Here is a 23,403-nt window from a genome sequence, read left to right on the forward strand (position 1 = left end):
GGCGTGGTCACTCACCGGTCTACCCGCCCGAGCTGGCTTTCCTGGGACAACTACTTCGTCGGCGTCGGCGGCCTGGTCCTCGGCCTGTGCTTCGGCATCTGCGCCGCGCTGATCGCCGGGCCGGGACACAATCTCGCGGCGATCGTCCTCGTCGCGCTCGCCGTGCTCTGCGTCCTGCCCGCGCTGCTGCGCGCCCTCGGCGAACTCAGCGTGTGGGTGCGCCTGGCGATCCTGCTGATCGGCTTCGCGCTGCTGCTGCCCGCGATTCTGCTCAGCGGCGAGGTACGCGACTGGGCAGCGGAGCGCTGGGAAAGGACCTGGAACTAGCTGTTGCGCAGCGGGACCGAGAGCAGCATGCGCAGGGTGTTGTGGATGAACTGCGTCGACTGCCAGGTGAGATAGGAAGCGACCGCCGGATCGACCGCACCCGACCCGGACGCCGAACCCGAGGCCAAGTCCGCGGAACCGCTGGCCGAACCGGATGCCGAGCCCGAAACCGGAAGCGCCGCGGCGGTTCCCGCCGAACCGAGCAGTCCGATCAGCACCGCCGCTCCCACCACTGCGACTCGAACGGCATACGGCTTGGACGTTTCACGACCGGACAACATCAGATGGATCCCACTCTGTCGAAAAGCATTGCGAATGCCCAGTATTCACACCAGAACTCACCGCCAAACCTAATTCGCCGGGATTGCCCCGATGTCAGGTTCGCGCGGTGAGTTCGTCGGTATGCCCGACCCCGGATTTATGGTGCGCCACAGCAGGTAGGAGCGCCAGACCACGATTATCGGGGCATCACGGACAGACCGGTCGGATCGGCCACGTCATCGTGGGCCCGGCCTGCCTCCGAGATTCGGGGGCTATCGCCTCGACCACCGGCGGGTGGGAGCAGCGATCTCCTCACGCTCCCGCGCCGCCGCGGCCAATTCCGAACCGCGTTCGCGGGCCGTATCGACCAGATACGTGCCGCGTTCGCGCGCGGCTTCGGCCAGCTCGGGGCCCTTCTCCTTGGCGACGTCGGCAATCTGGGCACCGCGGGTGCGCGCGGCCTCGGCCACCTCGGGACCGCGGTCCTTGGCCACCTCGACCAGGTGCGCGCCACGGCTGCGCACCGCCTCGGCCACCTCGGGGCCACGATCCTTGGCCACCTCGACCAGATGGGCACTGCGGCTGCGCACCGCGTCGGCCAGCTGCGGCCCACGTTCGCGGGCGATCTCGGCCAGCGCGGTGCCCCGCTCGTTCGCGACCTCCGCCAGATGCGCGCCCTGCTCATGGGCGACATCGGCGAGGTGCGCGCCACGAGCCTTGGCCGCGGCGGCGATGGCGGCGCCTTCGGCCGCGATGCGGGGCTCCTCACGCGAGAACGCGCGCCGGGCCCGCCAGCCCAGCGACGGCTTGCCCTCGGTGTCGGCCGCCGCGATCATCAGCCCGCCGAGCAACCCGAGGTCCTTCAAGAACCCCACCCGCTTGACCGCCCTGCGGTCCGGGTCGTTCTCGGCCCAGAAGTCCTGCTCGGTGACGGTTCCCGGCACCACGGTCGCGGCGAGTACAAGAGCCGCGGGCCGCGGCGCGCGTCCGCTGGCCAGCAACAACCCACCGACCACCTGCACCGCGGAGTTCACGCGCACGAATTGACTCGGATCGTCGGGCACCCGTGCCGCCAGTGCGTCGGGCAGGCCGGTCCTGCCCTTCTCGGCCAGCGCGTTGGCGGCGGCGGCGCGGGGCTTCTGATTCATCAACCCGTTCACTCCGGCGGCCACGAATGTGGTCCCCAGCAGTGCGCGAGCAATGCGTCGAACAGGCTTGATCGGCATCGTCGATCCCTTCGTGTCTACGACTGGGAAAACGGCTCCCTACATTCGACTACCCGGGTCTTCCCATCACAAACGGTGGACGGAACCGGGCATGCCCTGTTCAGTGACTACCGTCGACCGAGTGCCCGACAACACCGTCCAAGCCGCCTATACCGCCATCCACACCCTCTACATCGATCTCTTCGGCTCCCCTTCCGACCTCGCCCCCGACGACGCGGCCTTCGCCCTCACCCACCTGACCCCTGGCCCCGTCCTCGACCTCGGCTGCGGCCCCGGCCACTTCACGAAATTCCTCACCGACGCGGGTGTCCCCGCCACCGGCATAGACCTGGTCCCCGAATTCATCGCCTACGCGCGGGCGGCCTACCCGGACATCCCGTTCGAGCTCGGCTCGATCCGCGCCCTCGCCGCCCCCACCGCGTCCGTCCCGGGCATCCTCGCCTGGTTCTCGCTCATCCACATGACCCCCGCGGAACTTCCCACCGTGCTGGCGGAATTCCACCGGGTGCTCACCCCGGACGGCCGCCTGGTGATCGGCTTCTTCGAGTCCACCGACACCATCGAACCCTTCCCCCACAAAGTCACCACCGCCTACCGCTACCCCACCGACCAGCTCTCCGAAATCCTGCGCGAAGCCGGATTCACCGAGGTCGATCGCCTCCACCACCCCGCAGCGGGGGACGTCCGGCCCCACTCCGCGCTGGCGGTCGTCAAGTCGTGAACCCACGACACCGGCGCCTGGGTGACACGGATCGCCATTCTTGACTAAATTTTCAGTCAGTCGCTAGGGTTCTCGGCAGCGGAAAGGAGAACCCGATGCGACGACGCACGTTCGTCCAGGCCACGATGGCCGCGTTCAGCGTGCTGCTGGCCGGCTGCGACGACAGCGACGACCGGACCTGGCTCATGCCGGAGGAGGGACAGCCGCACCAGCGCACCTGGATGGCGTTCACCGCCGACGAACAGATCTGGGGCGCGAAGCTGGTGCCGGAGGTCCAGCGCAACCTGGCCACCATCGCCACCACGATCGCCCGCTTCGAACCGGTCTCGATGCTGGTGCGCCCCGGCGATCTGGCACGGGCCAAGAGCCTGATCGGTGACGCGAACGTGGAGCTGATCGCCACCGACCTCGACGACCTGTGGATGCGCGACACCGGCCCGGTGTTCGTGCGAAGCGGAAATACCAGGGCCGGTGTGGATTTCAACTTCAACGGCTGGGGTGAGAAGCAGGACTACCACGCCGATGCGAAGGTGGCACAGTTCGTCACCGGGCGCGCGGGCGTCGAGACTCTGCACACCGATCTGGTCCTCGAAGGCGGCGCGCTCGAGGTCGACGGGGAGGGCACGGCGATCATCACCGAGAGCTGTGTACTCAACAACAATCGCAACCCCGGCTGGAAGAAGGTCGACGTCGAAGAGGAACTCGACTACCTGCTCGGTATCAAGAAGGTGATCTGGCTTCCCGGCATCGCGGGCGAGGACATCACCGACGGGCACACAGATTTCTACGCCCGCTTCGCCGGGCCCGGCGTGGTAGTCGCCGGCCTCGACAACGACCCGGATTCCTTCGACTACGACGTCACCCGTCGCCACCTCGACATCCTGCGCTCGGCGACCGACGCGCACGGTCGCCCGCTGCGAGTCGAGGTGCTCGAAGGTCCGGCCACGGTGCGCGAGCAGTTCGCGGACGACGATTTCGCCGCGGGCTACATCAACTTCTACGTCTGCAACGGTGCCGTCATCGGCCCCGAATTCGGTGATCCGGCGACCGATGCCGCCACGAAATCCACCCTGGAGCGGCTGTTTCCCGGCCGGGAGGTGGTGCAGATCAACATCGACGGCATCGCCGCCGGTGGCGGCGGTATCCACTGCACCACCCAGCAGGAACCCGTCGGCTGAGCCCGGCAGCGGCCCCACCGCCGCGATCACGTGCGCCTACTGTGAGGAATCGTGTCGGACCGTCGTACCCAGATCATGGAAGCCGCCGTCCGCGTCATCGCCGAGGACGGCGTACGCGGCCTGCGAGTCGAGAAGCTCGCCGCGGCGGCCGAAGTGTCCACCGCGTTGATCTACTACCACTTCAAGGATCGCGCGGGCATCCTGCGGGCCGCGCTCGAGCACATCAACCACCGCGCCCAGACCTACACGGACGCCGCCGACACGACCGATCCGCGCGCGCAGGTCGAGCACATGCTGCTGCTCGAGCTCCAAGACACCGACCGAGTCCGCGAAACCAGCGTCGCCTGGGGCGAACTGCGCGCCAGCGCGGTCTTCCACCCCGACCTACGCGCGCCCCTGTGCACCACCACCGAAGCCTGGAACGCCGACGTGGAAACCCTCATCCGCCGGGCCCAGCAATCCGGCACGGTCGCCCCCACCGTCGACGCCACCATCACCGCGGAACGCCTCACCACACTGGTGGAAGGCCTCAGCGAACGCTGGCACAGCGGCTCGCTGCCCCTTCCGCGAGCTCGCCAAATCCTCACCAGCGCAATAGCACTCGAACTCGGCAGGGCCTAGCCGACTGACGATCAGTCTTCGCTCGACCGGCCGAGGACCCGTCACTGGTTCACGGCGTCCGCGATCCGCTGGGCAGCCTCACCAGGGGTGAGAAGCGTGGTGTCCACGACCTCGGCCTCGCTGTGCAGCCACGTACGGGCAGCCTCCGCGTACGGCTCGAGATACGCGAGACGGAATGCCGAAGGGCCGAGGACTGTGTCACCCTCGATGCGCCCGCGCAGGGTCTGCTGGTCCGCGTGGAGGACGAAGTGCCGGACCGGGATCGCGTGCCGCGCGAGCCCGGTGCTGATCTCGCGCCAGTACTGCTCGACCAGCACGGTCATCGGCATCACCAGCGTGCCGCCGGTGTAGTCGAGAATGTGCCGGGCGGTCTCGACCACCAGGGGTCGCCACGGTGGCCAATGCTGGAAGTTGTTCGTCGCGGGCAGCCCCGGCGTGACGTCCATGAGCGTCTCACCGACCTTCTCGGCATCGAACACCCGCGAATCCGGAATCAGCTGTTGCACGAGCCCACTGGTCGTCGTCTTGCCCGCGCCATGGGTCCCGTTGAGCCAAACGATCACAGAATCGGACCGTAGCAGCTATTTCGCCGACGGCACCGGCCGATCCGTCCAGCGGTGGCCGGCCGGCTCAGGCCGCGAGGGCCAGCTGGGCGCGTGTCGGCCGACCGGCGCGGTCCGCGCGGGCGACCAGGCGGGCGATGGCCTGGGCGACCTGGGCGGGCTGTTCGAGGATGACCGAGTGACCGGCGCCGTCGATCTGAACGAAGTCGGCGTAGTCGACGGCGGCGGCCATGGCGACCGAATGCGACGGCGGCGTCATCAGGTCGGCGGAACCGCACAGGATCATGGTGGGGATGGTCGAGAGGGTGGCCAGGGCGGCGGTGCGGTCGAAGGTCTTGAAGGCGCTCAGGAAGGTGGCCATGGTCACGATCGACGTCGCGTTGTGCATCGCCTCGGCCAGTGCCAGCACGCGCCGGCTGACCTTGCGATCACCGAACTCGGCGGCGCGCACGACCGGAGCGAAGACCTTGCAGGCCAGCACTTTCGCGTGCTGCATCAGCCGCGGTGCGCGCCGCACCGCGGCCTGGAAGACAGGAACGATCGGGTTGTGCAGCAGTCGGCCGAAACCCGCGTCGGCGAGCCCGCTCGCGGCGGTGGCGACGAGCCCGGCACCGACGATGCGCGTCCCGACCTCGTGCCGGTACTGGTCGACGTAGGTCAGCACGGTCATGCCACCCATCGAATGCCCGACCAGCACGACCGGGCCGGTCGGCGCGACAACGTCGAGCACGTCGTGCAGATCATGACCGAGCTGTTCGATGTTGTAGGTCTTCCTCGACGCGGTCGCGGAGTCGCCGTGCCCGCGATGGTCGTAGCAGACGACCTTGGCACCGGAGTGCTCGCGCAGCAGCGCGTCCCGCACATCCGTCCAGGACTCGGTCCGCAGGCAATGCCCGTGAATGAGAACAACCGTCATGTCCGCGTTCCGCGCCCCGTATTCCCGAACCGCGAGCTCCACCCCGTCACCGGTCGACACCGAGACACGACGCTCCGCCGAGTGGGCGATTGTGCTGATGATCGACATCGGAGCCTCCGGTTTCGCGTGTGGTGACAGGTTCAACTCTCCACCGAAACGGGATTCACCAGCAGGTCCCCGAGTGCTTGGACCGCTCCTCCGAGGGTGCGCAGAACACCACCTAGGTGTCGCTCGTTCGAGCTCGCCCGGCGGAGGGTGTGCTGAGCGGGTCAGCCGATGGGGACCTGGCTGCGGACGCGTGGACCGGTGTGGGCGGGCAGGTGCTGATAACCGTGCAGGGTGAACAGCGGCCGACGGGTGGGCGGATGGGTCAATCGCAGATCCGGATACGTCTCGAACAGCGCGCGCAGGGCATGCGCCGCTTCCATCCGGGCCAGACCGGCGCCGAGGCACACATGGCTACCGCTGCTGAAGGACAGATGATTCTTGGCGTTGCCCCTGGTCACGTCGAACCGGGCCGGGTCGGTGAACACGGCGGGGTCGCGGTTCGCGCCGGCCAGCGACAGCACCACCGTCGACCCTTCGCGCAACCGGACACCACCGATCTCCAGCGCTGTCCTGGTGGTGCGAGCGGTGGACTGCACCGGCGGATCGATCCGGAGGATCTCCTCCACCGCGTTGGGCCAGAGATCCGGCTCGGCACGCAACCGGTCCAGCTGTTCGGGGTGCTGGAGCAACCAGACGATGCCCTTGCCGATCAGGTTGACCGTGGTCTCGAAACCCGCGGCCATCAGCAGGGTCGCCGACGCGCACAGGTCGTAGGTGGACAGATCCCCCGAGGTGACCAGGCTGCTGAGGATGTCGTCGCCGGGCTCGGCGCGGAGCCGCTCGAGGTGCTCGACGAGATACCGGTGCAGTCGCTCCGAGGATTCCATCGCCCGCTGGTGCGTCTGCCAAGAGATTCCGAGATCGAGCAACGGACTGATCTCGTCGCCCCAGTGCAGGAACATCTCGCGGTCGGCGTCCGGGAAGCCGAGCATCTCGGAGATGATGGCGATGGGCACCTGCGCCGCGTACCGCGTCACCAGGTCGGTGGGCCCGTCGTCGGGGAGTGCCGCCAGCAGTTCGGCGGTGACCGTCTCGATCCGGTCGCGCAGCCGGGCGATGGCACGCGGGGTGAACGCCGCGGAGACCGGTTTGCGCATCCGGTTGTGCTCGGGCTCGTCGACCACCAGCATCGACGGCGGATCCATCAGATTCGGCGGGAGGGGCCGACGCTCCAGCGCGCGCATCACCGGCCCCGGAATCCCGAACACAGTCGGTATACCGACACCGAAACGGTTGTCGCGCAATATTTCCCGGACCATATCGTGATCGAAGGTGATCCATACCGGAAGGGCCCGGATCAACCCACCCTCCCCGCGCATCTCCTCGATCAGCGCGTACGGATTCTCGATGCCCTCCGCACCGCCGATCAAGCGAGCGAACGGATTGCCACGCCGGATCAGAATCTTCTTGAACAGCAGTACCAACCCGTGATTGTTGACCCACCGATACATGTAATGCGGTTTCATCCAGCCCTCCGTCGTTCGAACCGGCGCATCCTGTGGTTGCAACGAATAGCACACGGCTATAACTAACATCACAGGGCGCGCGGGGCCGCGGGAAGGGGATCTCGAGAGCATGGGAGGCAGATTGTGCGCCTGAGGCTTCGCCGATCGCCCCAGGCGCAAGGGATTACACGTTGAAGCGGAAGTCGCAGACGTCGCCGTCGTGCATGACGTATTCCTTGCCCTCCATGCGGACCTTGCCCGCGGCCTTGGCGGCGGCCATCGATCCCGCTTCGACCAGGTCGTCGAAGGCGACGAGTTCGACCTTGATGAAGCCGCGTTCGAAGTCGGTGTGGATGACGCCGGCGGCCTTGGGGGCGGTGTCGCCCTGGTGGATGGTCCAGGCTCGGGATTCCTTGGGGCCTGCGGTGAGGTAGGTCTGCAGACCGAGGGTGTGGAAACCGGCGCGGGCGAGGGCGTGCAGGCCGGGTTCGGTCTGGCCGATGGATTCCAGGAGTTCGAGGGCGGATTCGTCGTCGAGTTCGAGAAGTTCGGCTTCGACCTTGGCGTCGAGGAAGACAGCGTCGGCGGGGGCGACGGCGGCCTTCAGCTCGGCGACCTTGGCCTCGTCGGTGAGGACGGACTCGTCGGCGTTGAAGACGTAGAGGAACGGCTTGATGGTGAGCAGGGAGAGCTCACGCAGCAGGTCGGCGTCGATCTTCTTGCCCGCGGCGAACAGCGTGGTGCCCTCGTTGAGGAAACCCTCGGCGACCTTGGCGGCGTCGAGCAGGGGCTTGCGGTCCTTCTTGACCCTGGCTTCCTTCTCGAGGCGCGGGATGGCCTTCTCGAGGGTTTGCAGGTCGGCGAGGATGAGCTCGGTTTCGATGACCTCGATGTCGGCGGCGGCGTCGACCCGGCCGTCGACGTGGATCACGTCGTCGTCGGCGAACACGCGCACGACCTGGCAGATCGCGTCGGCCTCACGGATATTGGCGAGGAACTTGTTGCCCAGGCCGGCACCTTCGGAGGCGCCCTTCACGATGCCGGCGATGTCGACGAACGACACCACGGCGGGGACGATCTTCTCGGAACCGAAGATCTCGGCGAGCTTGTTCAGGCGCGGGTCGGGCAGCGGGACCACGCCGACGTTGGGCTCGATGGTCGCGAACGGGTAGTTCGCGGCCAGCACGTCGTTCTTGGTCAGCGCGTTGAACAGCGTCGACTTTCCGACATTGGGCAGGCCGACGATTCCGAGGGTGAGGCTCACTGGGTTTATCTTGCCGCACCTGCGGCGCGGCGGGTTCGCGGCCCCCTTGTGGCCCGCTGGTCGGGTAGCTGACCAGCGAGCCGGACCGCGAACGGCCTCCCGGCGGATCGGTCAGGGAACGAGGACGACCTTGCCCAGGTTGGCGCGCTGCTCGATGACCGCGTGGGCGGCAGCGGCGTCGTCGAGGGCGAACTCGGCGTGCACGACCGGATGCAGCAGGCCGGAGGCGTAGTACTGCCACACCTCCTGGCGCAGGTCCTCGTACCGAGCCGGATCGCGCTGGGCGAGACGGCCGATCCGGAAACCGGTGAGGGATTTGCCGCCCGCGAGGAGGTCTTCGGTGTCGATGAGACCGCCGCCGGTGCCGTAGGTGACCGCGCGACCGCCTTCGGCGAGACCGGCCAGGGTGCCACCGAGGCCGGTGCCACCGACACCGTCGAGGGCGTAATCGGCCTGCTTGCCGCAGTGCAGCTGGTCGTAGGTGAACACCTCGTCGGCGCCGAGTTCACGCACGAAGTCGACCTTCGACTCGTCGGAGACCGCGCCGACCACCCAGCTCGCGCCACGCACGCGGGCCAGCTGCACCGCGAGGTGGCCGACACCGCCCGCGGCGGCGGTGACCAGCGCGGTTTCTCCTTCGCGCGGTACGGCGGTGTCCAGTGCGCCGAGAGCGACGAGACCGCTGCGCATCAGGGCGACGGCGTCGACGGCGGACGCGCCGTCCGGGATAGCCGAGACCTGGTCGATCGCGAGGACGACGTACTCGGCGTACGCGTCAGCGGTGCACAGGCCGACCACGCGGTATCCGGCGCTGTAGCCGTCGACGCCGTCACCGACCGCGACGACCTCACCGGCCACCTCGGCGCGGACCTGCTCCGCGTCGCCGCTGATCCGCCGAATCGCCGACAGGGTGGCCCCGATCGCCTCGACCCGCACCAGCAGCTCACCGGCACCGGGCACCGGCACCTCGGCCGCGACGACTTCGAGCGCCTCCGAACCACTGCCGCGCTCGTATTGAACCCGCCGCATGACACCTCCTACGTAAATTGAGCGAAGGCGCAAGATTAACCGGCTGACCTCGGGTTTCCACAGACCATGAGCCCGTGAGTGCGAAATCTCACCGCCTCCGCCGCGCTGCGGAGAGCACCTTCACGGTCCGGTTACCCCGCGGCGATGCTCGAGACGCGTGGGCAATCCCACACGCCCGGCGTAGCGTTGCCGTATGGAGGCGACCACGGAGGTGGTGACCGCGGCCCCCGCGCCGGTGCTGGCAGCGTTCATCGACCGGTACGTGGGCTATCGACTCGCGGGTTTCGAGCCGGGCTTGCATCGCGGCCTGCCCTCACAACACATGACGTTCATCGTCGCCGTCGGCCCGACCATCGACGTCGTCGAGCAGACCGACCCGCACCAGGCCCCCGGCAGCTACCGCTGTGTCTTGAGCGGCCTGCAGGCGAGCCCGGCGTTGATCGCGCACACCGGTTTTCAAGAAGGTGTCGCGATCGAGCTGACCCCGCTGGGTTGCCGGGTGCTGTTCGGCATGCCCGCGAGCGAACTGTGGGACATGTCGATCGAATGTTCCCAAGCGCAAAGAATTCTGGGCGATCAACTCGCCGATGCCGTGCAGTCGCACCAGGATTGGCCGGGCCGGTTCGCCGCGTGCGATCGAGCCTTGACCACCGCGGCACGCACCGACGCGCTGGCCGGGCCCGAATTGACCTGGGCCTGGCGCGCTCTCGTGAGAACCGGCGGCACCTGCTCGATCAACCCGCTCGCCGATCGGATCGGGTGGACCCGTCAGCACCTGACCCGCAAGTTCACCGCCGAATTCGGCGCGAGCCCCAAGCTGGCCGCGCGGATCATCCGATTCGAGCGAGCCAGGCGCATGCTGGCGGGCACCCCGTCCTATGTCTCCATCGCCCAGATCGCGACCACCTGCGGCTACTACGACCAGGCGCACCTGAACCGCGACTTCGCCGAGCTGGCGGGCGTGGCTCCCACCGCCTGGCTCGCCGAGGAGATTCCATCCGTCCAAGACCCGAGCGCGCGGGAAGCGCGAGGCTGAACACATGGATACTTCAACGAACACCACCACCATCTGGCCCTGCCTGGCCTTCGACGACGCCCGCGCCATGATCGAGTTCCTCACCACCGCCTTCGGTTTCGAAGCGACCGCGGTCTACGCCAGGGAGAACGACGACTCGGTCGTCGAGCACGGCGAACTGCGCCTACCGGGCGGCGGCGGCATTATGTTCGGCTCCACCGGCCGCGACGACTCCCCCTTCGGCACCCGGCCGCCGGGCGTCGCCAACCTCTACCTGGTCACCGACAACCCCGACGCGCTCTACGACAGGGCGAAGGCCGCGGGCGCGACGATCATCCGCGAGCTGCGCGACGAGGACTACGGCTCGCGCGGCTTCAGCGCCGCCGACCCGGAAGGCAACCTCTGGAGCTTCGGAACGTACCGGGGCGAATGACCAGCTGAACAAAATTTCATTCTGCGCACGATCGTGTGCGAACCTCTCCGTCGCAGTTCGGCGATCGGCTACGTTGTCGATTGCTTCACCCGAGGCTCTGCGCGTTATACAGGAGAGTTGAGTCAATGGCGACCATCGAACATCTGCGGACCGACCCGGACTTGCCTCCGGTCGGTGTCGTCGATCGCACGCCGATCACGCCCGCCAAGAAGGCCGTGTTCGCGGGGATCGCCGTTCTCGGCGCCATCGCGTGGGCGATCATCGCGTTCGTGCGCGGCGAGTCCGTGAACGCGGTGTGGATCGTGATCGCGGCGGTCTGTACCTACATCATCGCCTACCGCTTCTACGCGCGGTTCATCGAGTGGAAGATCACCAAGCCGCGCGACGACGTGGCCACGCCCGCCGAAATCTATGACAACGGCAAGGATTTCATGCCGATGGACCGGCGGGTGCTCTACGGGCACCACTTCGCCGCCATCGCGGGCGCCGGTCCGCTGGTCGGTCCGGTGCTGGCCGCGCAGATGGGTTATCTGCCCGGCACCATCTGGATCATCGTCGGTGTGGTCTTCGCCGGTGCGGTGCAGGACTACCTGGTGCTGTGGGCCTCCACCCGTCGGCGCGGCCGCAGCCTCGGTCAGATGGCGCGCGACGAGCTCGGTCTCGTCGGTGGCGTCGCGGCGATCGTGGCGATTCTGGTGATCATGACGATCCTGCTCGCGGTGCTCGCGCTGGTCGTGGTGAACGCGCTCGGCGAGAGCCCGTGGGGCGTGTTCTCCATCGCGATGACCGTCCCGATCGCGCTGTTCATGGGCGTGTACCTGCGGTATCTGCGGCCGGGTGCGGTCGGCGAGGTGTCGGCCATCGGCATCGTGTTGCTGCTGGCCGCGATCATCGGCGGCGGCTGGGTCTCCGAAACCGAGTGGGGCGCGGACTGGTTCACCCTCTCGCGCACCACCATCGCGTGGTGCCTGATCGCCTACGGCTTCATCGCCTCGGTCTTGCCGGTGTGGCTGCTGCTCGCGCCGCGTGACTACCTGTCGACGTTCATGAAGGTCGGCACGATCGTGCTGCTCGCGGTCGGCATCCTGATCACGATGCCGGTGCTGAAGGCGCCCGCCGTCTCCGAATTCGCCCACACCGGTGCGGGTCCCGCGTTCGCGGGCAGCCTGTTCCCGTTCCTGTTCATCACCATCGCGTGCGGTGCGCTCTCGGGTTTCCACGCGCTGGTCTCCTCGGGCACGACGCCGAAACTGCTGGCCAAGGAATCCAACGCCAGGATGATCGGCTACGGCGGCATGCTGATGGAGTCGTTCGTCGCGGTGATGGCGATCATCACCGCCTCGATCATCGACCAGCACCTCTACTTCGGCATGAACGCCTCGGCCGGACTCACCGGTGGCACGGCCGAAGGCGCTGCCAAGTTCACGAATTCGCTCGGGCTGTCGGGTCCGCCCGCGACGCCGGAACTGTTCAGCGACGCGGCCGCCGATGTGGGCGAGAAGTCGATCGTCTCGCGCACCGGTGGCGCCCCGACCCTGGCGGTCGGCATCTCCGAGGTCTTCTCCCAATTCCTCGGCGGCTCGACGATGAAGGCGTTCTGGTACCACTTCGCGATCATGTTCGAGGCGTTGTTCATCCTCACCACCATCGACGCCGGCACCCGCGTCGCGCGGTTCCTGGTGTCGGACGCGCTCGGCAACTTCGGCGGCGGATTCAAGAAGTTCCGTGATCCGTCGTGGCGGATCGGCGCCTGGCTGTGCTCGCTGATCGTGGTCGCGGGCTGGGGCGGGGTGCTGCTGATGGGCGTCAACGACCCGTTCGGTGGCATCAACGCGCTGTATCCGCTGTTCGGCATCGCCAACCAGCTGCTCGCCGCGATCGCGCTCACCGTGGTGCTCACGATCATCGTCAAGCGTGGGCAGTGGAAGTGGGCGTGGATTCCCGGTGTGCCGCTGGCCTGGGATCTGCTGGTCACGATGACCGCGTCCTGGCAGAAGATCTTCTCCGACGATCCCAAGCTCGGTTACTGGAAGCAGCACAGCCTGTGTCAGGCGGCCAAGGACGCGGGCAAGGCCTGCCTGACGGCCAAGACGCCCGAGCAGGTCGACATCGCGATCCGCAACACCTTCATCCAGGGCACGTTGTCGATCGTGTTCGCGGTGCTGGTGCTGATCGTCACCGTCGTCGGTGTGCTGGTGTGCGCGAAGGCGATTCGCACGGGCACGGTGACCAGCACCGAGTCCGAGGAACAGCCGTCGAAGATCTTCGCCCCGAGCGGTTTCGTCGCCACCTCCGCCGAGAAGGACGTGCAGAAGGAGTGGGATGTGCTGATCGCCGAGGGCAAGGTGAGCGCGCCCGGATCGGCGCACGTCTCTTGAGTGTGACCAGGGATGCGGACGGCCGGTTCAGTGGATCGGCCGTCCGCGCCCCTGCCGTCACCGCTGCCATCGGACCTCGCGAGATCGTCCGGCGAGTCTGGGCGGCGATGCGCGGTGTCGCGCGCTGGTACAGCGCGATCAACGGCGGCCAGGACTACCAGCGCTATGTCGACCACATGCGTCGCACGCACCCGGGTGCCCCGGTGCCGTCCGTGCGCGACTACTGGCGCGAACGCTATGCCGAAGCCGACCGGAATCCCACCAATCGCTGCTGCTGATCGCGGTTCGAGGCACGCGGGATCGGTGGCCGATTTCCGCTAGCACCGTGTCCCGGCGGGTGCCATTGTGGAACTCGTGACCATCACTGCTTTGGACTTCGAGGGCTGCTACCGGGCGGTCTCCACCCGCGACTCCCGCTTCGACGGGCAGTTCTTCACCGCGGTACGCACGACCGGCATCTATTGCAGGCCCTCGTGCCCGGCGATCACACCCAAGCGCGCCAATGTGTCGTTCCTGCCCACCGCGGCGGCGGCGCAGCAAGCCGGTTATCGCGCCTGCCGCCGGTGCCTGCCCGATGCCGCGCCGGGGTCACCCCTGTGGAATGTGCGGGCCGACCTGGCCGCGCGCGCCATGCGGCTGATCGGCGACGGGGTGATCGAGCGTGGCGGGGTGCCCGGGCTGGCCGCCACCCTCGGCTATTCCCAGCGCCAGCTCACCCGGGTGCTCACCACCGAACTCGGGGCCGGGCCGCTCGCGCTGGCCAGGGCGCATCGTGCGCACACCGCGCGGCTGCTGATCCAGACCACCGAGATGCCGATGTCGGACATCGCGTTCGCGGCGGGGTTCGCCAGCATTCGGCAGTTCAACGACACCGTGCGCGAGGTCTTCGCGGTGAGCCCGACGACGATGCGGACCGAATTGCGCCGGTCGCCGCGCGCCGATGTGGTCGCGCCCGGCACCCCCGGATTGCTGACCTTGCGGCTGCCGTACCGCGAGCCGCTCGATACCGGGTGGCTGACCTGGTTCCTCTCGGCGCACGCGGTGGCCGGGACGGAACAGTGGGAGGACGGGGTCTACACGCGCGGCCTGCGTACTCCGCACGGGCACGCGACTGTTCGGCTGTCTTTTCAGCCCGGTCATGTGCGGGCGGAGTTGGCATTGCGGGATATGCGTGATCTCGCTCCGACTGTCGCCCGGGTGCGGCGCCTGCTCGATCTGGACGCGGATCCGCTGGGGATCGACGCGGCACTCGGCATCGACGCAACGGCCGGAGCCGACTTCACGCCGGGGATTCGAGTGCCCGGGTGCCTCGATGGATCAGAGTTGTTGCTGTGCACGATGATCGGGCAACAGATCTCGGTGCGGGCAGCGGGGACACATGTCGCGCGGCTGGTGGACGCACTCGGCGAGCCGATCGAAGGACCGGTGCCGCGACTGTTCCCGACGGCCGAGGCGGTCGCCGAACACGGTGCCGAGGTGCTGACCGGGCCCGCGCGCAGGGTGGCCGCGATCGTGTCCGCGGCGCGGGCGCTCGCCGACGGCGAACTGGTCCTGCACTCCGGCCGTACCGCCGATGATCTGCGGCGCGACCTGCTCGCACTCGATGGGGTCGGGCCGTGGACCGCCGACTACGTCACCATGCGATCGCTGGCCGATCCCGACATCCTGCTCGACACCGACCTCGTCGTGCGCCAAGGAGCCGCGCGAGCCGGGATCGACCTCGGCGACACCACCCGCTGGGCGCCGTGGCGCTCCTATCTGTCGATGCACTTGTGGAAGACCGCGCTCGAACATCGTGGCGCGCTTGTCCGTGAACCCTCTCCCCAGGAAGCGAAAACCCATGACTGACACTGCTCTTCGTCTCGCCGATGTCGCGACCGTCAGCACGCCGATCGGCCCGTTCACCACCATCGTCGATGCCGACGGCGCCGTGCTGGCCTCGGGCTGGACCGGCGACCCGGCCACGCTGACCGGCCTGATCCACACCACACTGCGCCCGGCCGAACTGCGGCAACGGGATTCGCTCGGCGCGGTGACCAAGGCCGTCATCGACTATCACGCCGGTGATCTCACCGCCATCGACGCGATCGCGGTGCGTCAACAGTCCGGTGAGTTCCTCGTCCATGCCTGGGAAGTCCTGCGCAAGGTACCGGCCGGTGAACCGGTCACCTACACGGAGTTCGCCGGACTCTCCGGGCGTCCGGCCGCCACGCGGGCCGCGGCCAACGCCTGCGCGCGCAACTCCGCCGCGCTGTTCGTGCCGTGCCATCGTGTGCTGCGGATCGGCGGAGCGCTCGGCGGGTTCCGGTGGGGGCTGCAAGCCAAGGCCTGGTTGCTCGCGCACGAAAGCTGAGCATCGGCACACGATCAGGCCAGTGATCGCCGATTGGCTCTTTTTTCCAGGTCCAGTAGGCCGGATTCTGTTACCTATGCTCACTCGTCGATTGGTCGCGCTGTACGTCGGTTTGTGGTTGTACGGCACCTCGATGGCAGTGATGATCCGAGCAGGACTCGGGCTCGACCCGTGGGACGTGTTCCACCAAGGGGTCGCCGCGCACGTGCCGTTGAGTTTCGGTGTGGTGACCGCGCTGACCGGGATCGCTGTGCTGCTCGCGTGGATTCCGCTGCGGCAGCGGCCGGGGCTGGGGACCGTCAGCAACGTGGTGGTGATCGCGATCGCGGTCGACGCCGGATTGTGGATGATCCCCGCCGTGGACGGCGTGTGGCTGCGGGTGCTGGCCATGGTCGCCGCGGTGGTGGTGAACGCGGCGGCGACAGTGCTCTACATCGGTGCGGGGATGGGTCCAGGTCCGCGCGATGGACTGATGACTGGACTGGTCGCGCGGACCGGCTGGCCGGTGTGGTCGGTTCGCACCGGGATCGAGGTCTCGGTGCTGACCACCGGGTGGTTCCTCGGCGGCAGCGTGGGAATCGGCACGCTGGTCTATGCCTTCGGAATCGGCCCGCTGGTCCAGCTGATGATCCCGTTCGTCGACGGCAAGCTTCCCGGATTCACGCCGCTCGCCCGTCAGGAAGCGGCGCCATCGGTGGAGCGTCCGCAGGCTCCCGCCGCGCCGTGCTGACAGCGGACGCGGGTGACGGCATCGCCGGGCGGACTAGGCGACGGTGGCTTCCAGTCGCGATCCTGCCCGGCCGCGCACCACGTGGAGGCGACTGGGGATGCGCTGGCGCATTTCGTCTACGTGGCTGACGACGCCGACCACGCGGCCGTTCGCCCGCAGTTCGTCGAGGACACCCATGACGGCGTCGAGGGTGTCGGCGTCGAGGCTGCCGAAGCCTTCGTCGATGAACAGGGTGTCCAGGACCAGCCCGCCGGTTTCGGCGGCGACCACATCGGCCAGACCGAGCGCCAATGCCAGTGAGGCCATGAAGGTTTCGCCGCCGGAGAGCGTTTTCGCCGAACGGATCGCGCCGGTGTAGTCGTCGCGGACATCGAGCCCGAGGCCGCCGCGCCTGCCCCGTGGGCCCGCCTTGTCCGAGTGGACGAATTCGTAACGGCCACCCGACATCCGCCGCAGACGCAGTGATCCAGCGACCGCGACCTCTTCGAGCCGCGCCGCGAGAACGTAGGAGCGCAACGACATTCGCCGGTTGTTCTCGCCCCGGCCCGCGACCACTTCCGCCAGGGCCGCCAGCTCGTCGAAGACACGCTGCTCGGGCGCGATCCGCTCGACCTCACCCCACAGCTGCGCCCCCAGCTGCTCGAGCTGGGCGACCCGCTCGGTGGCCGCCGACCGGTCCGCCACCGCCGCGGTGAGCGCACTCTGCGCTTCGGTGAAACGCTGCTCGAGCGCGTTCAGGTCGCCCGGCGTCTGCTCGGCGACCGCCTGGATCCCAGGCTCGGCGAGCACCGTCTCGGCATGGGCGCGGGCCCGGTCCGCGGCGGTGAGTTCGGCTTCGATCGCGGCCTGCTGCTGCGCCGTCCGCGCGACGGCAGTGACGACCTGGGCGTAGGCAGTCAGCAGGGCGATGTCGTCGCGAGGCGGTGCTGGTTCGACCACCGGGACATCATGGACCGGCTCGTGGTCGACTTGCTCCTCGTCGAGGGGCTCGTCATCGAAAAGATCGAACAGGCTGGGCATTTCGGGCTCGTCACGGATCGCTCGCGCGCGGCCCGCGCTCGCCTTCTCCTCAGCGCCGAGCTCGGCGGCAGGGGCCGTCTCAGCGTCGGCATCGGCATCTTCGTCCGCAGTTCGGCCTGCGGTACGGCTCGTCGATTCGAGTGCCTCTCGCTGCGCACTCTCCTCGTATCCCTCCGGGACGAGACCTGCTGTACGGGCGAGGTTTTCCACGCGGGTGGCGATGGTGCGGACAGCGTCGCGGGCGGTGGCTTCCTCGGTACGGGCGGTGCGGAGGGTGGTGGCGGCGCTGATGAGGGATTCGAGGCGGGTGGTGCGGGCGTCGACGGTGGTGTCGGCGCCCGCGGCGGCACGCAAGCGGGTGGTGAGTTCTTCGAGGCGCGTGCGGGTGGCCGCGATGTTGGCCGTGCTGGTGCCGAGGCGGGCGTCCAAGTCGCGGGACTGCTCGTGCAGGGCAGCTTCCTCGGTGCGCAGGGCCTCGAGGCGACCGGTCAGAGCGGGGGCGCGTTCGGCGGCTTCGGCCGTGTCGTCGAAGCGGTGGGTGGCGGTGCGGACCGCGTCGGCGAGGGCGACGGGGTCGGCGTCGCCACCACGCGCGGTCAGCGCCTCGATCTCGCGTTCGATGGCGCTGATGCGTTCGGCGAGGCGATCCCGCGCGGCCTCCGCGGCCTGTTCGGCCGCCTGCGCGGCGTCCTCGGCGTCCTTGGACACCGCGCCGTCGGTGGGCTGCGCGGGCTCCGGGTGATCGGCGGACCCGCAGACCGTGCACGGCGCGCCCTCGGTGAGCGCGCCCGCGAGTTCGGCGGCCATGCCGGCCAGGCGGCGGGTGCGCAGGTCGAGGACACGCTCCCTGGCGTCGAGGTGGGCGCGCCAGGCCGTGTCGTGTTCACCGCGCGCTGCGTCCAAGGCCGGTCGGCGGCGGGCGATCTCGACAGCGGCGGCCGCCGAGTCCTGCCACTTGGCCAGCTCGTTGCGAATTCCGGGCAGCGCGGCGGCCGCGTCGGTGGCCTCGCGGAGCTGTTCCTGAGCAGAATCGATCAGTGTCGGCAGTTCGACCCGCCGCTGCGCCAACTCCGCCGCACGCCGCGTGAGCTGGGCGGATTCGCTCTCGTGAGCGGCGAGATCGTCGGTGAGCCTGCGTGCGATCACCGCATCCGCGCGCACCTCACCGAGCACACCGAGCAGCGCGTTCCACTGGCTGATCGCCGCATCGAGATCACCATGGACGTCCAGGACGCCGCCATCGGTGTTCGGCTCGGCCGCCACGACGGTCAGCAGCCCCACACCCGCGATATCGGCCGCCGCCGGTGCATTCAGACGGTCGGCCAGATCAGCTGCGGCGCCGCGGGTGGCGGCTTCCGAGCGACGCAGGCCACGGACCCCGGAGCGAGCCTCGTCGATGGCCTGGACGACGGGTTCAGCCCGGCGAGCTCGGTCGAGTTCGCGTTCGAGTTCGGCGCGGCGAGGAGCGGAGGCGGTGTAGGCATCCAGTTCGGTGCGGGCCGCGGCCATCCGGGTGCGCAGCTCGGTGACGCGGCGTTGCTCTTCGGCTTCGGTGCGGGCCTCAGCCGATTCCTTCTGGCGCAGTTCGGCATTCGTGGTCGCCTCGGCGAGGGCGGTACGCGCGGTGGCCAGCAGTTCCTGAGACCACGTCACCGAATCCTTGATGCCGATCGATTCCGCGCCGCCGTAACCCGCCGCCATGCCGACCTTGGTGATCAGGCGGTCGATGCCCTGTTGGCGTGAGGTGAGATCGCTTTCGGCCGCGCGTCGCCGATCCGACAACCATTTCTCGGCGGTGCCGAAACGTTGGGTGTCGAAGAGCTTTTCGAGCAGTTTCTCGCGGTCCTCGTTCTCCGCTCGCAGGAATTTGGCGAAGTCGCCCTGCGGGAGCAGCACCACCTGGAAGAACTGGTCGGCGCTCATACCGAGCAGACGCAGCACCTCGTCGCCGATATCGGTGATGCGCGAGAGGTTCTCACCGCTGCCGTCGAGCCAGGTGAGCGTGGCCTGGGGTTGCAGCAGCCGGGTTCCGGTGCCGTTCTTCTTCGGGCGCTCGAATTCGGGCGAGCGGGTCAGGCGCAGCAGGCGGCCGCCGAGCGTGGCCTCTAGCACGACACTCGGCGGTGTCTGCGGATCGGCGTGGTCGGAGTGCAGACGCTTGCTCTCGCCGCGCGCCCCCGGCACCTTGCCGTAGAGGGCGAAGGCGATGGCGTCGAGGATGGTCGTCTTGCCCGCACCCGTATGTCCGTGGAGCAGGAACAGCCCGTCGGCGCCGAGTGCGTCGAAATCGACGACGGTGGTCTCGGCGAACGGTCCGAACGCGGTGAGTTCGAGCCGGTGCAGCCTCACGCGACGACCCCGGCGACGAGCGCCGCCGCGAACCCGGCGTGGGGGCTCACGCAGTCAGCTCCGATGCCACGGACTCCTGTGCGGATTCGCCTCGGCCCGAATCGGTTTCGCGAACCGCCGCGGCCAGCGCCCGCTCCACCCATGCCATCTCCCCCTTGCTCGGTGTGCCACGCACGTCGGTCAGGAAGCTCGCCGCGACCTCCGTGTCGCGACGGCCGTGCACCCGCTCGCGGTAGTGCAACTCCGGATTGCCTTCCGGTCGTGCCCATTCCACGTGCACCGCGTGCGGGAACCGCTCGCGCAGCTTACGCATCGGGTCCACCGGACGGGTGGTGTCGGTGATCGTGGCGGACACGTAATGCTCTTCGGCCGCAGCGTATTCGGCGCCGGTGAGCAGGGAATCGATGGTGCCGGTGAGCCTGCTGAGCCCGCGCACCAGCGGCAGCTCGTGGCGGTGCACCGCCGCCAGACCCTTCGCGTCGAGGTCGACGATCCACACCGCCTTGCGATGGGAGCTCTCACCGAACGAATACGGCAGCGGGGATCCGCTGTAGCGCACCGATTCCGAGAGCGTCTGCGGCGAATGCAGGTGCCCGAGCGCCACATAGTCGATGCCGTCGAAGGCCGACATCGACACCGTCTCCACGCCACCCACCGAAATGGACCGTTCCGAACCCGTCGCCTCGCCGCCGATCACGAACGCGTGCGCCAGCACCACCGTCCGGGTGCCGGACCTGGCGGCGATGTCGTCACGAATCCGGCTCATCGCGGCATCGAGGATCTCCGCGTGCGAGTGCGCCTGGGGCACACCGAGTTCGGTCCGGGTGATCTCCGGTTCCAGATACGGGATGCCGTAGAAGGCCACGTCGCCGTCGTCATCGGACAGCACGATCGGCCGGTGCGCGTCGGCGACCCGCGTGCACAGATGCAAGCCACCGGCCGCGGCGAAGCTCGCGCCCGCACCGAGCCTGGCGGGCGAGTCGTGATTGCCCGAGGTGGCGACGATCGTCGCGCCCGCCGCCCGGATCGCCTCGAATCCACGATTGCAGACCCCGATGGCATCGGCGTTGGGGATGGAGCGGTCGTAGATGTCGCCGGGCACCACCACCACATCGACCGATTCGGCCGCGACCAGCTCCGCGACGGCCGACAGCACCCGTGCCTGATCGGCCAGCAGATCGACACCGTGAAAGGTGCGCCCGATGTGCCAGTCGGAGGTGTGCAGGATCCGCATGTCGCGAACCGTAGGGCACACCCCCGACAGAATTCAATCGACGCACCACACGCGTGTAATTCATCGGCGTGGCGCGCGCAGCGGCGCACACCGCCGGGATGTCCCGAGCGATCCGCCGCCGCCATGCCCGGTTTGCCCGGGAATTGCGAACTTGTCGGTGGCCTCGGGCAGTATCGCCTCCCATGACCGCTTCGATGCTCGTCGCGCTCGTCTTCGTCTTCGCCGCAGGCTTCGGTCTCGGCTGGCTGGGGCATTCCGCCCGGGGTGGCCAACGCGCCGCCGCCGCGGAGGCCCGGCTCGCCGCGGCCGGCGACAATCAACGGTTGCTGCAGCAGTCGCTGCACTCGGCCAACGAGGATGCGGCGCGCAGGCATTCGGCCGCGATCGGCGCGATGGTCGATCCGCTGCGCGACGCGGTCGGCGCGTTGGAACAGCAGATCCGGCAGGTCGAACACCATCGGATCGACGCGTACTCGGGATTGCGCGAGCAGGTCGCGGGCATGCAACGCACCTCGCATCGGCTCTCCGATCAGACCGGCCAGCTGGTCGCCGCGCTGCGGGCGCCGCAGGTGCGCGGTCGGTGGGGTGAGATCCAGCTGGAACGCGTGGTCGAACTGGCCGGCATGACCCGGCACTGCGACTTCGATACCCAGGTATCCCGGCCCGGCGGCGACGATCGGGGCGTGGTCCGGCCCGACATGGTGGTGCGGCTGGCCGGCGGCAGGCACATCGTCGTCGACGCGAAGGTGCCGTTCTCGGCGTATCTCGACGCGGCGACCACCGACGACCCCGGCGCACGCACCCAATTGCTGGCTCGCCACGCCAAACATCTGCGCGCCCACGTCGACCAACTGGCCGACAAGGCGTACTGGGCGGCCTTCGATCCGGCACCCGAGTTCGTCGTGCTGTTCGTGCCCGGCGACCCGTTCCTCGATGCCGCGCTCACCACCGACGCCGACCTCCTGGAGTACGCGTTCGGCCGGAACGTGATCCTGGCAACCCCCACTACACTGATCGCGCTGCTGCGGACGGTGGCGTTCAGCTGGCGGCAGGAAGCGCTCTCGCGCGATATGGCAACGGTGCAGCAACTGGGCAAGGAGCTCTACACCCGGTTGGGCAAGGTCGCCGAGCATCTGGACAATCTGGGCGTGAATCTCGGTAAGGCCGTAGCGGCTTTCAACGCGACCGTGGGTTCGGTGGAGTCGCGGGTCATGGTCACCGCGCGCCGGATGCACGATCTCGGCATCGCCGATCAGGAGCTCCCGGCAATCCGGCTCACCGAGACCCGACCACGCGTCGTCGCGTTCGCCGACGTCGAGGATCGCGTCTGAGATCCCCGTGCCGTGGCGCCCACAGGGCCGATGTGCAGTTAGTGTCATAGTGTGGCTGCTTCCCAACGTGCGCGACCCCGGGTGCCCGCGCCGCAACGTTCGATCGTGCCCTCGGTACCCGGCATCCCCGCCTGGGCCGCGATTCTGCTCGCCGCGGGTGCGACAGGTCTCGGGTTCCTGATCGACGGACTCGGCGGCGAGACCTATCCGACCGGCACGTTCTCGGCGCTGTATGTGCTCGGCTGCGTGCTCGCTGTCTGCGCGGTGCGCTTCCGCGGCCTGTTCTCCACCATGGTGATGCCGCCGCTGCTGCTGTTCGTCGCGGTGCCCCTGGCCTGCCAGATGCTGGGTGGACGCGCCACCACGTCGATCAAAGACGTGCTGATGAACCTGATCATCCCGCTGGTGGAGCGCTTCCCGACGATGGCGCTGGCCACCGTGCTGGTGCTGGCGATCGGCGGAGCCAGGATCGCGATCGCCAAGCGCACACCCCAGACCGCTCGCCCCACCCCGGAGCGCCGGACCGAACGCAAGCCGGTCAAGCGCCGTCGCCCGGAGCCGACGCCCGACCTCGCCACCGCCGCCCGCAAGCGGCCGCGCCGCGGCACCGCGGTACTGGACGAAGCCGATACCGAGGTCGACATGGCGAGCCCGGCTCGCCGGCCCGCCAGGCCCGCCGAACCGAAACGGGCGCCCGCCGCGGCCCGGCCCCGCGAGCCTCGCGCCGCCCGCGGTGAACCCCGCGCCGCCCGCGCGGCCGCCGCACCGCGCGAACCCGAACCGGCCAGGGTCCCCCGCCGCCGTGGCGACGCACCCCCGCATCCACAGCCGAACGTGCGCTATCGAGACCGCGCCGACTCCGCCCGCACGGAGCGACGTCGCCCCGACAACGTCTGAGAAC

At 68.7% G+C, this 23,403-nt stretch carries 22 protein-coding genes; 13 read left to right on the forward strand and 9 right to left on the reverse strand.

All coding sequences use genetic code 11. From position 1 onward, the window contains the following. The first annotated feature begins 3 nt into the window (after positions 1-3). On the forward strand, positions 4-327 hold the full coding sequence (locus ACWF99_RS17385; protein WP_452536754.1) for a hypothetical protein: 324 nt from the start codon (positions 4-6) through the stop codon (positions 325-327). Here the strand turns inward: ACWF99_RS17385 and ACWF99_RS17390 are convergent. Together ACWF99_RS17390 and ACWF99_RS17395 are read right to left on the reverse strand one after the other, a co-directional pair. Continuing rightward, positions 324-608, reverse strand: a complete 285-nt coding sequence (locus ACWF99_RS17390) for a hypothetical protein (protein ID WP_452536756.1) — start codon at positions 606-608, stop codon at positions 324-326. The two genes, ACWF99_RS17385 and ACWF99_RS17390, sit on opposite strands and share 4 nt — an antisense overlap. Before the next feature lie 252 nt (positions 609-860). Further along, positions 861-1,814, reverse strand: coding sequence for a DoxX family protein (locus tag ACWF99_RS17395; protein WP_452536758.1), 954 nt, complete (start codon positions 1,812-1,814; stop codon positions 861-863). 121 nt (positions 1,815-1,935) lie between these two features. On the opposite strand from ACWF99_RS17395, the gene ACWF99_RS17400 reads away from it, so the two are divergent. The 3 genes from ACWF99_RS17400 (at position 1,936) to ACWF99_RS17410 (ending at position 4,334) form a co-directional block, all read left to right on the forward strand. After that, complete coding sequence (locus ACWF99_RS17400) at positions 1,936-2,535, forward strand: class I SAM-dependent methyltransferase (protein ID WP_452536760.1); 600 nt, start codon at positions 1,936-1,938, stop codon at positions 2,533-2,535. Between the two features lie 95 nt (positions 2,536-2,630). Continuing rightward, a complete protein-coding gene (locus ACWF99_RS17405; RefSeq protein ID WP_378638163.1) occupies positions 2,631-3,713 on the forward strand; it encodes an agmatine deiminase family protein in 1,083 nt (360 codons plus the stop codon). A gap of 51 nt (positions 3,714-3,764) precedes the next feature. Beyond that, positions 3,765-4,334 (forward strand): TetR/AcrR family transcriptional regulator, encoded by a 570-nt coding sequence (locus ACWF99_RS17410; RefSeq protein WP_378638161.1) that lies wholly within the window; start codon positions 3,765-3,767, stop codon positions 4,332-4,334. A 41-nt stretch (positions 4,335-4,375) separates the two neighbouring features. On the opposite strand, the gene ACWF99_RS17415 is transcribed toward ACWF99_RS17410, so the two are convergent. From ACWF99_RS17415 to ACWF99_RS17435, 5 genes are all read right to left on the reverse strand, one after another. After that, positions 4,376-4,897: an ATP-binding protein gene (locus tag ACWF99_RS17415; protein ID WP_378638158.1), complete on the reverse strand. Its 522-nt coding sequence runs from the start codon at positions 4,895-4,897 to the stop codon at positions 4,376-4,378. Positions 4,898-4,964: 67 nt separating this feature from the next. Beyond that, complete coding sequence (locus ACWF99_RS17420; RefSeq protein WP_378652360.1) at positions 4,965-5,921, reverse strand: alpha/beta fold hydrolase; 957 nt, start codon at positions 5,919-5,921, stop codon at positions 4,965-4,967. Positions 5,922-6,082: 161 nt separating this feature from the next. Further along, entirely contained in the window at positions 6,083-7,387 is a 1,305-nt protein-coding gene (locus ACWF99_RS17425; RefSeq protein ID WP_378638153.1) for a cytochrome P450, read from the reverse strand. 163 nt (positions 7,388-7,550) lie between these two features. Next, positions 7,551-8,630 (reverse strand): redox-regulated ATPase YchF, encoded by a 1,080-nt coding sequence (gene ychF, locus ACWF99_RS17430; RefSeq protein WP_452536764.1) that lies wholly within the window; start codon positions 8,628-8,630, stop codon positions 7,551-7,553. Positions 8,631-8,741: 111 nt separating this feature from the next. Then, positions 8,742-9,659 carry a quinone oxidoreductase family protein gene (locus ACWF99_RS17435; protein WP_452536766.1) on the reverse strand — a complete coding sequence of 306 codons (918 nt, stop codon included), beginning with the start codon at positions 9,657-9,659 and terminating at the stop codon, positions 8,742-8,744. Positions 9,660-9,852: 193 nt separating this feature from the next. Between ACWF99_RS17435 and ACWF99_RS17440 the strand changes: the two genes are divergently transcribed. The 7 genes from ACWF99_RS17440 to yczE all read left to right on the forward strand — a co-directional run bounded on the left by ACWF99_RS17440 (position 9,853) and on the right by yczE (position 16,568). Continuing rightward, the gene (locus ACWF99_RS17440) at positions 9,853-10,695 is read left to right on the forward strand and encodes a helix-turn-helix domain-containing protein (RefSeq protein WP_452536768.1); all 843 of its coding nucleotides are present in this window, start codon (positions 9,853-9,855) and stop codon (positions 10,693-10,695) included. Positions 10,696-10,699: 4 nt separating this feature from the next. Continuing rightward, positions 10,700-11,107 carry a VOC family protein gene (locus ACWF99_RS17445; protein ID WP_378638144.1) on the forward strand — a complete coding sequence of 136 codons (408 nt, stop codon included), beginning with the start codon at positions 10,700-10,702 and terminating at the stop codon, positions 11,105-11,107. 125 nt (positions 11,108-11,232) lie between these two features. Then, on the forward strand, positions 11,233-13,485 hold the full coding sequence (locus ACWF99_RS17450) for a carbon starvation CstA family protein (RefSeq protein ID WP_378638141.1): 2,253 nt from the start codon (positions 11,233-11,235) through the stop codon (positions 13,483-13,485). A gap of 107 nt (positions 13,486-13,592) precedes the next feature. Then, positions 13,593-13,763 carry a YbdD/YjiX family protein gene (locus ACWF99_RS17455; RefSeq protein ID WP_378638424.1) on the forward strand — a complete coding sequence of 57 codons (171 nt, stop codon included), beginning with the start codon at positions 13,593-13,595 and terminating at the stop codon, positions 13,761-13,763. Positions 13,764-13,830: 67 nt separating this feature from the next. Continuing rightward, positions 13,831-15,333 (forward strand): AlkA N-terminal domain-containing protein, encoded by a 1,503-nt coding sequence (locus ACWF99_RS17460; RefSeq protein ID WP_452536771.1) that lies wholly within the window; start codon positions 13,831-13,833, stop codon positions 15,331-15,333. Further along, the gene (locus ACWF99_RS17465; protein ID WP_378638136.1) at positions 15,326-15,838 is read left to right on the forward strand and encodes a methylated-DNA--[protein]-cysteine S-methyltransferase; all 513 of its coding nucleotides are present in this window, start codon (positions 15,326-15,328) and stop codon (positions 15,836-15,838) included. Before ACWF99_RS17460 ends, ACWF99_RS17465 begins: the two co-directional genes overlap by 8 nt. 76 nt (positions 15,839-15,914) lie before the next feature. Then, complete coding sequence (gene yczE, locus ACWF99_RS17470; protein WP_378638134.1) at positions 15,915-16,568, forward strand: membrane protein YczE; 654 nt, start codon at positions 15,915-15,917, stop codon at positions 16,566-16,568. A gap of 33 nt (positions 16,569-16,601) precedes the next feature. On the opposite strand, the gene ACWF99_RS17475 is transcribed toward yczE, so the two are convergent. Together ACWF99_RS17475 and ACWF99_RS17480 are read right to left on the reverse strand one after the other, a co-directional pair. Continuing rightward, positions 16,602-19,937 carry an AAA family ATPase gene (locus ACWF99_RS17475; protein WP_452536774.1) on the reverse strand — a complete coding sequence of 1,112 codons (3,336 nt, stop codon included), beginning with the start codon at positions 19,935-19,937 and terminating at the stop codon, positions 16,602-16,604. Positions 19,938-19,983: 46 nt separating this feature from the next. Further along, the gene (locus ACWF99_RS17480; RefSeq protein ID WP_452536776.1) at positions 19,984-21,171 is read right to left on the reverse strand and encodes an exonuclease SbcCD subunit D; all 1,188 of its coding nucleotides are present in this window, start codon (positions 21,169-21,171) and stop codon (positions 19,984-19,986) included. 182 nt (positions 21,172-21,353) lie between these two features. Between ACWF99_RS17480 and ACWF99_RS17485 the strand changes: the two genes are divergently transcribed. After that, entirely contained in the window at positions 21,354-22,502 is a 1,149-nt protein-coding gene (locus ACWF99_RS17485; RefSeq protein ID WP_378638126.1) for a DNA recombination protein RmuC, read from the forward strand. Positions 22,503-22,553: 51 nt separating this feature from the next. Next, positions 22,554-23,399, forward strand: a complete 846-nt coding sequence (locus tag ACWF99_RS17490) for a DUF6542 domain-containing protein (RefSeq protein WP_452536778.1) — start codon at positions 22,554-22,556, stop codon at positions 23,397-23,399. The last annotated feature ends 4 nt before the right edge of the window (positions 23,400-23,403 follow it).

The sequence above is a fragment of the Nocardia sp. NPDC055002 genome, from assembly GCF_053608825.1.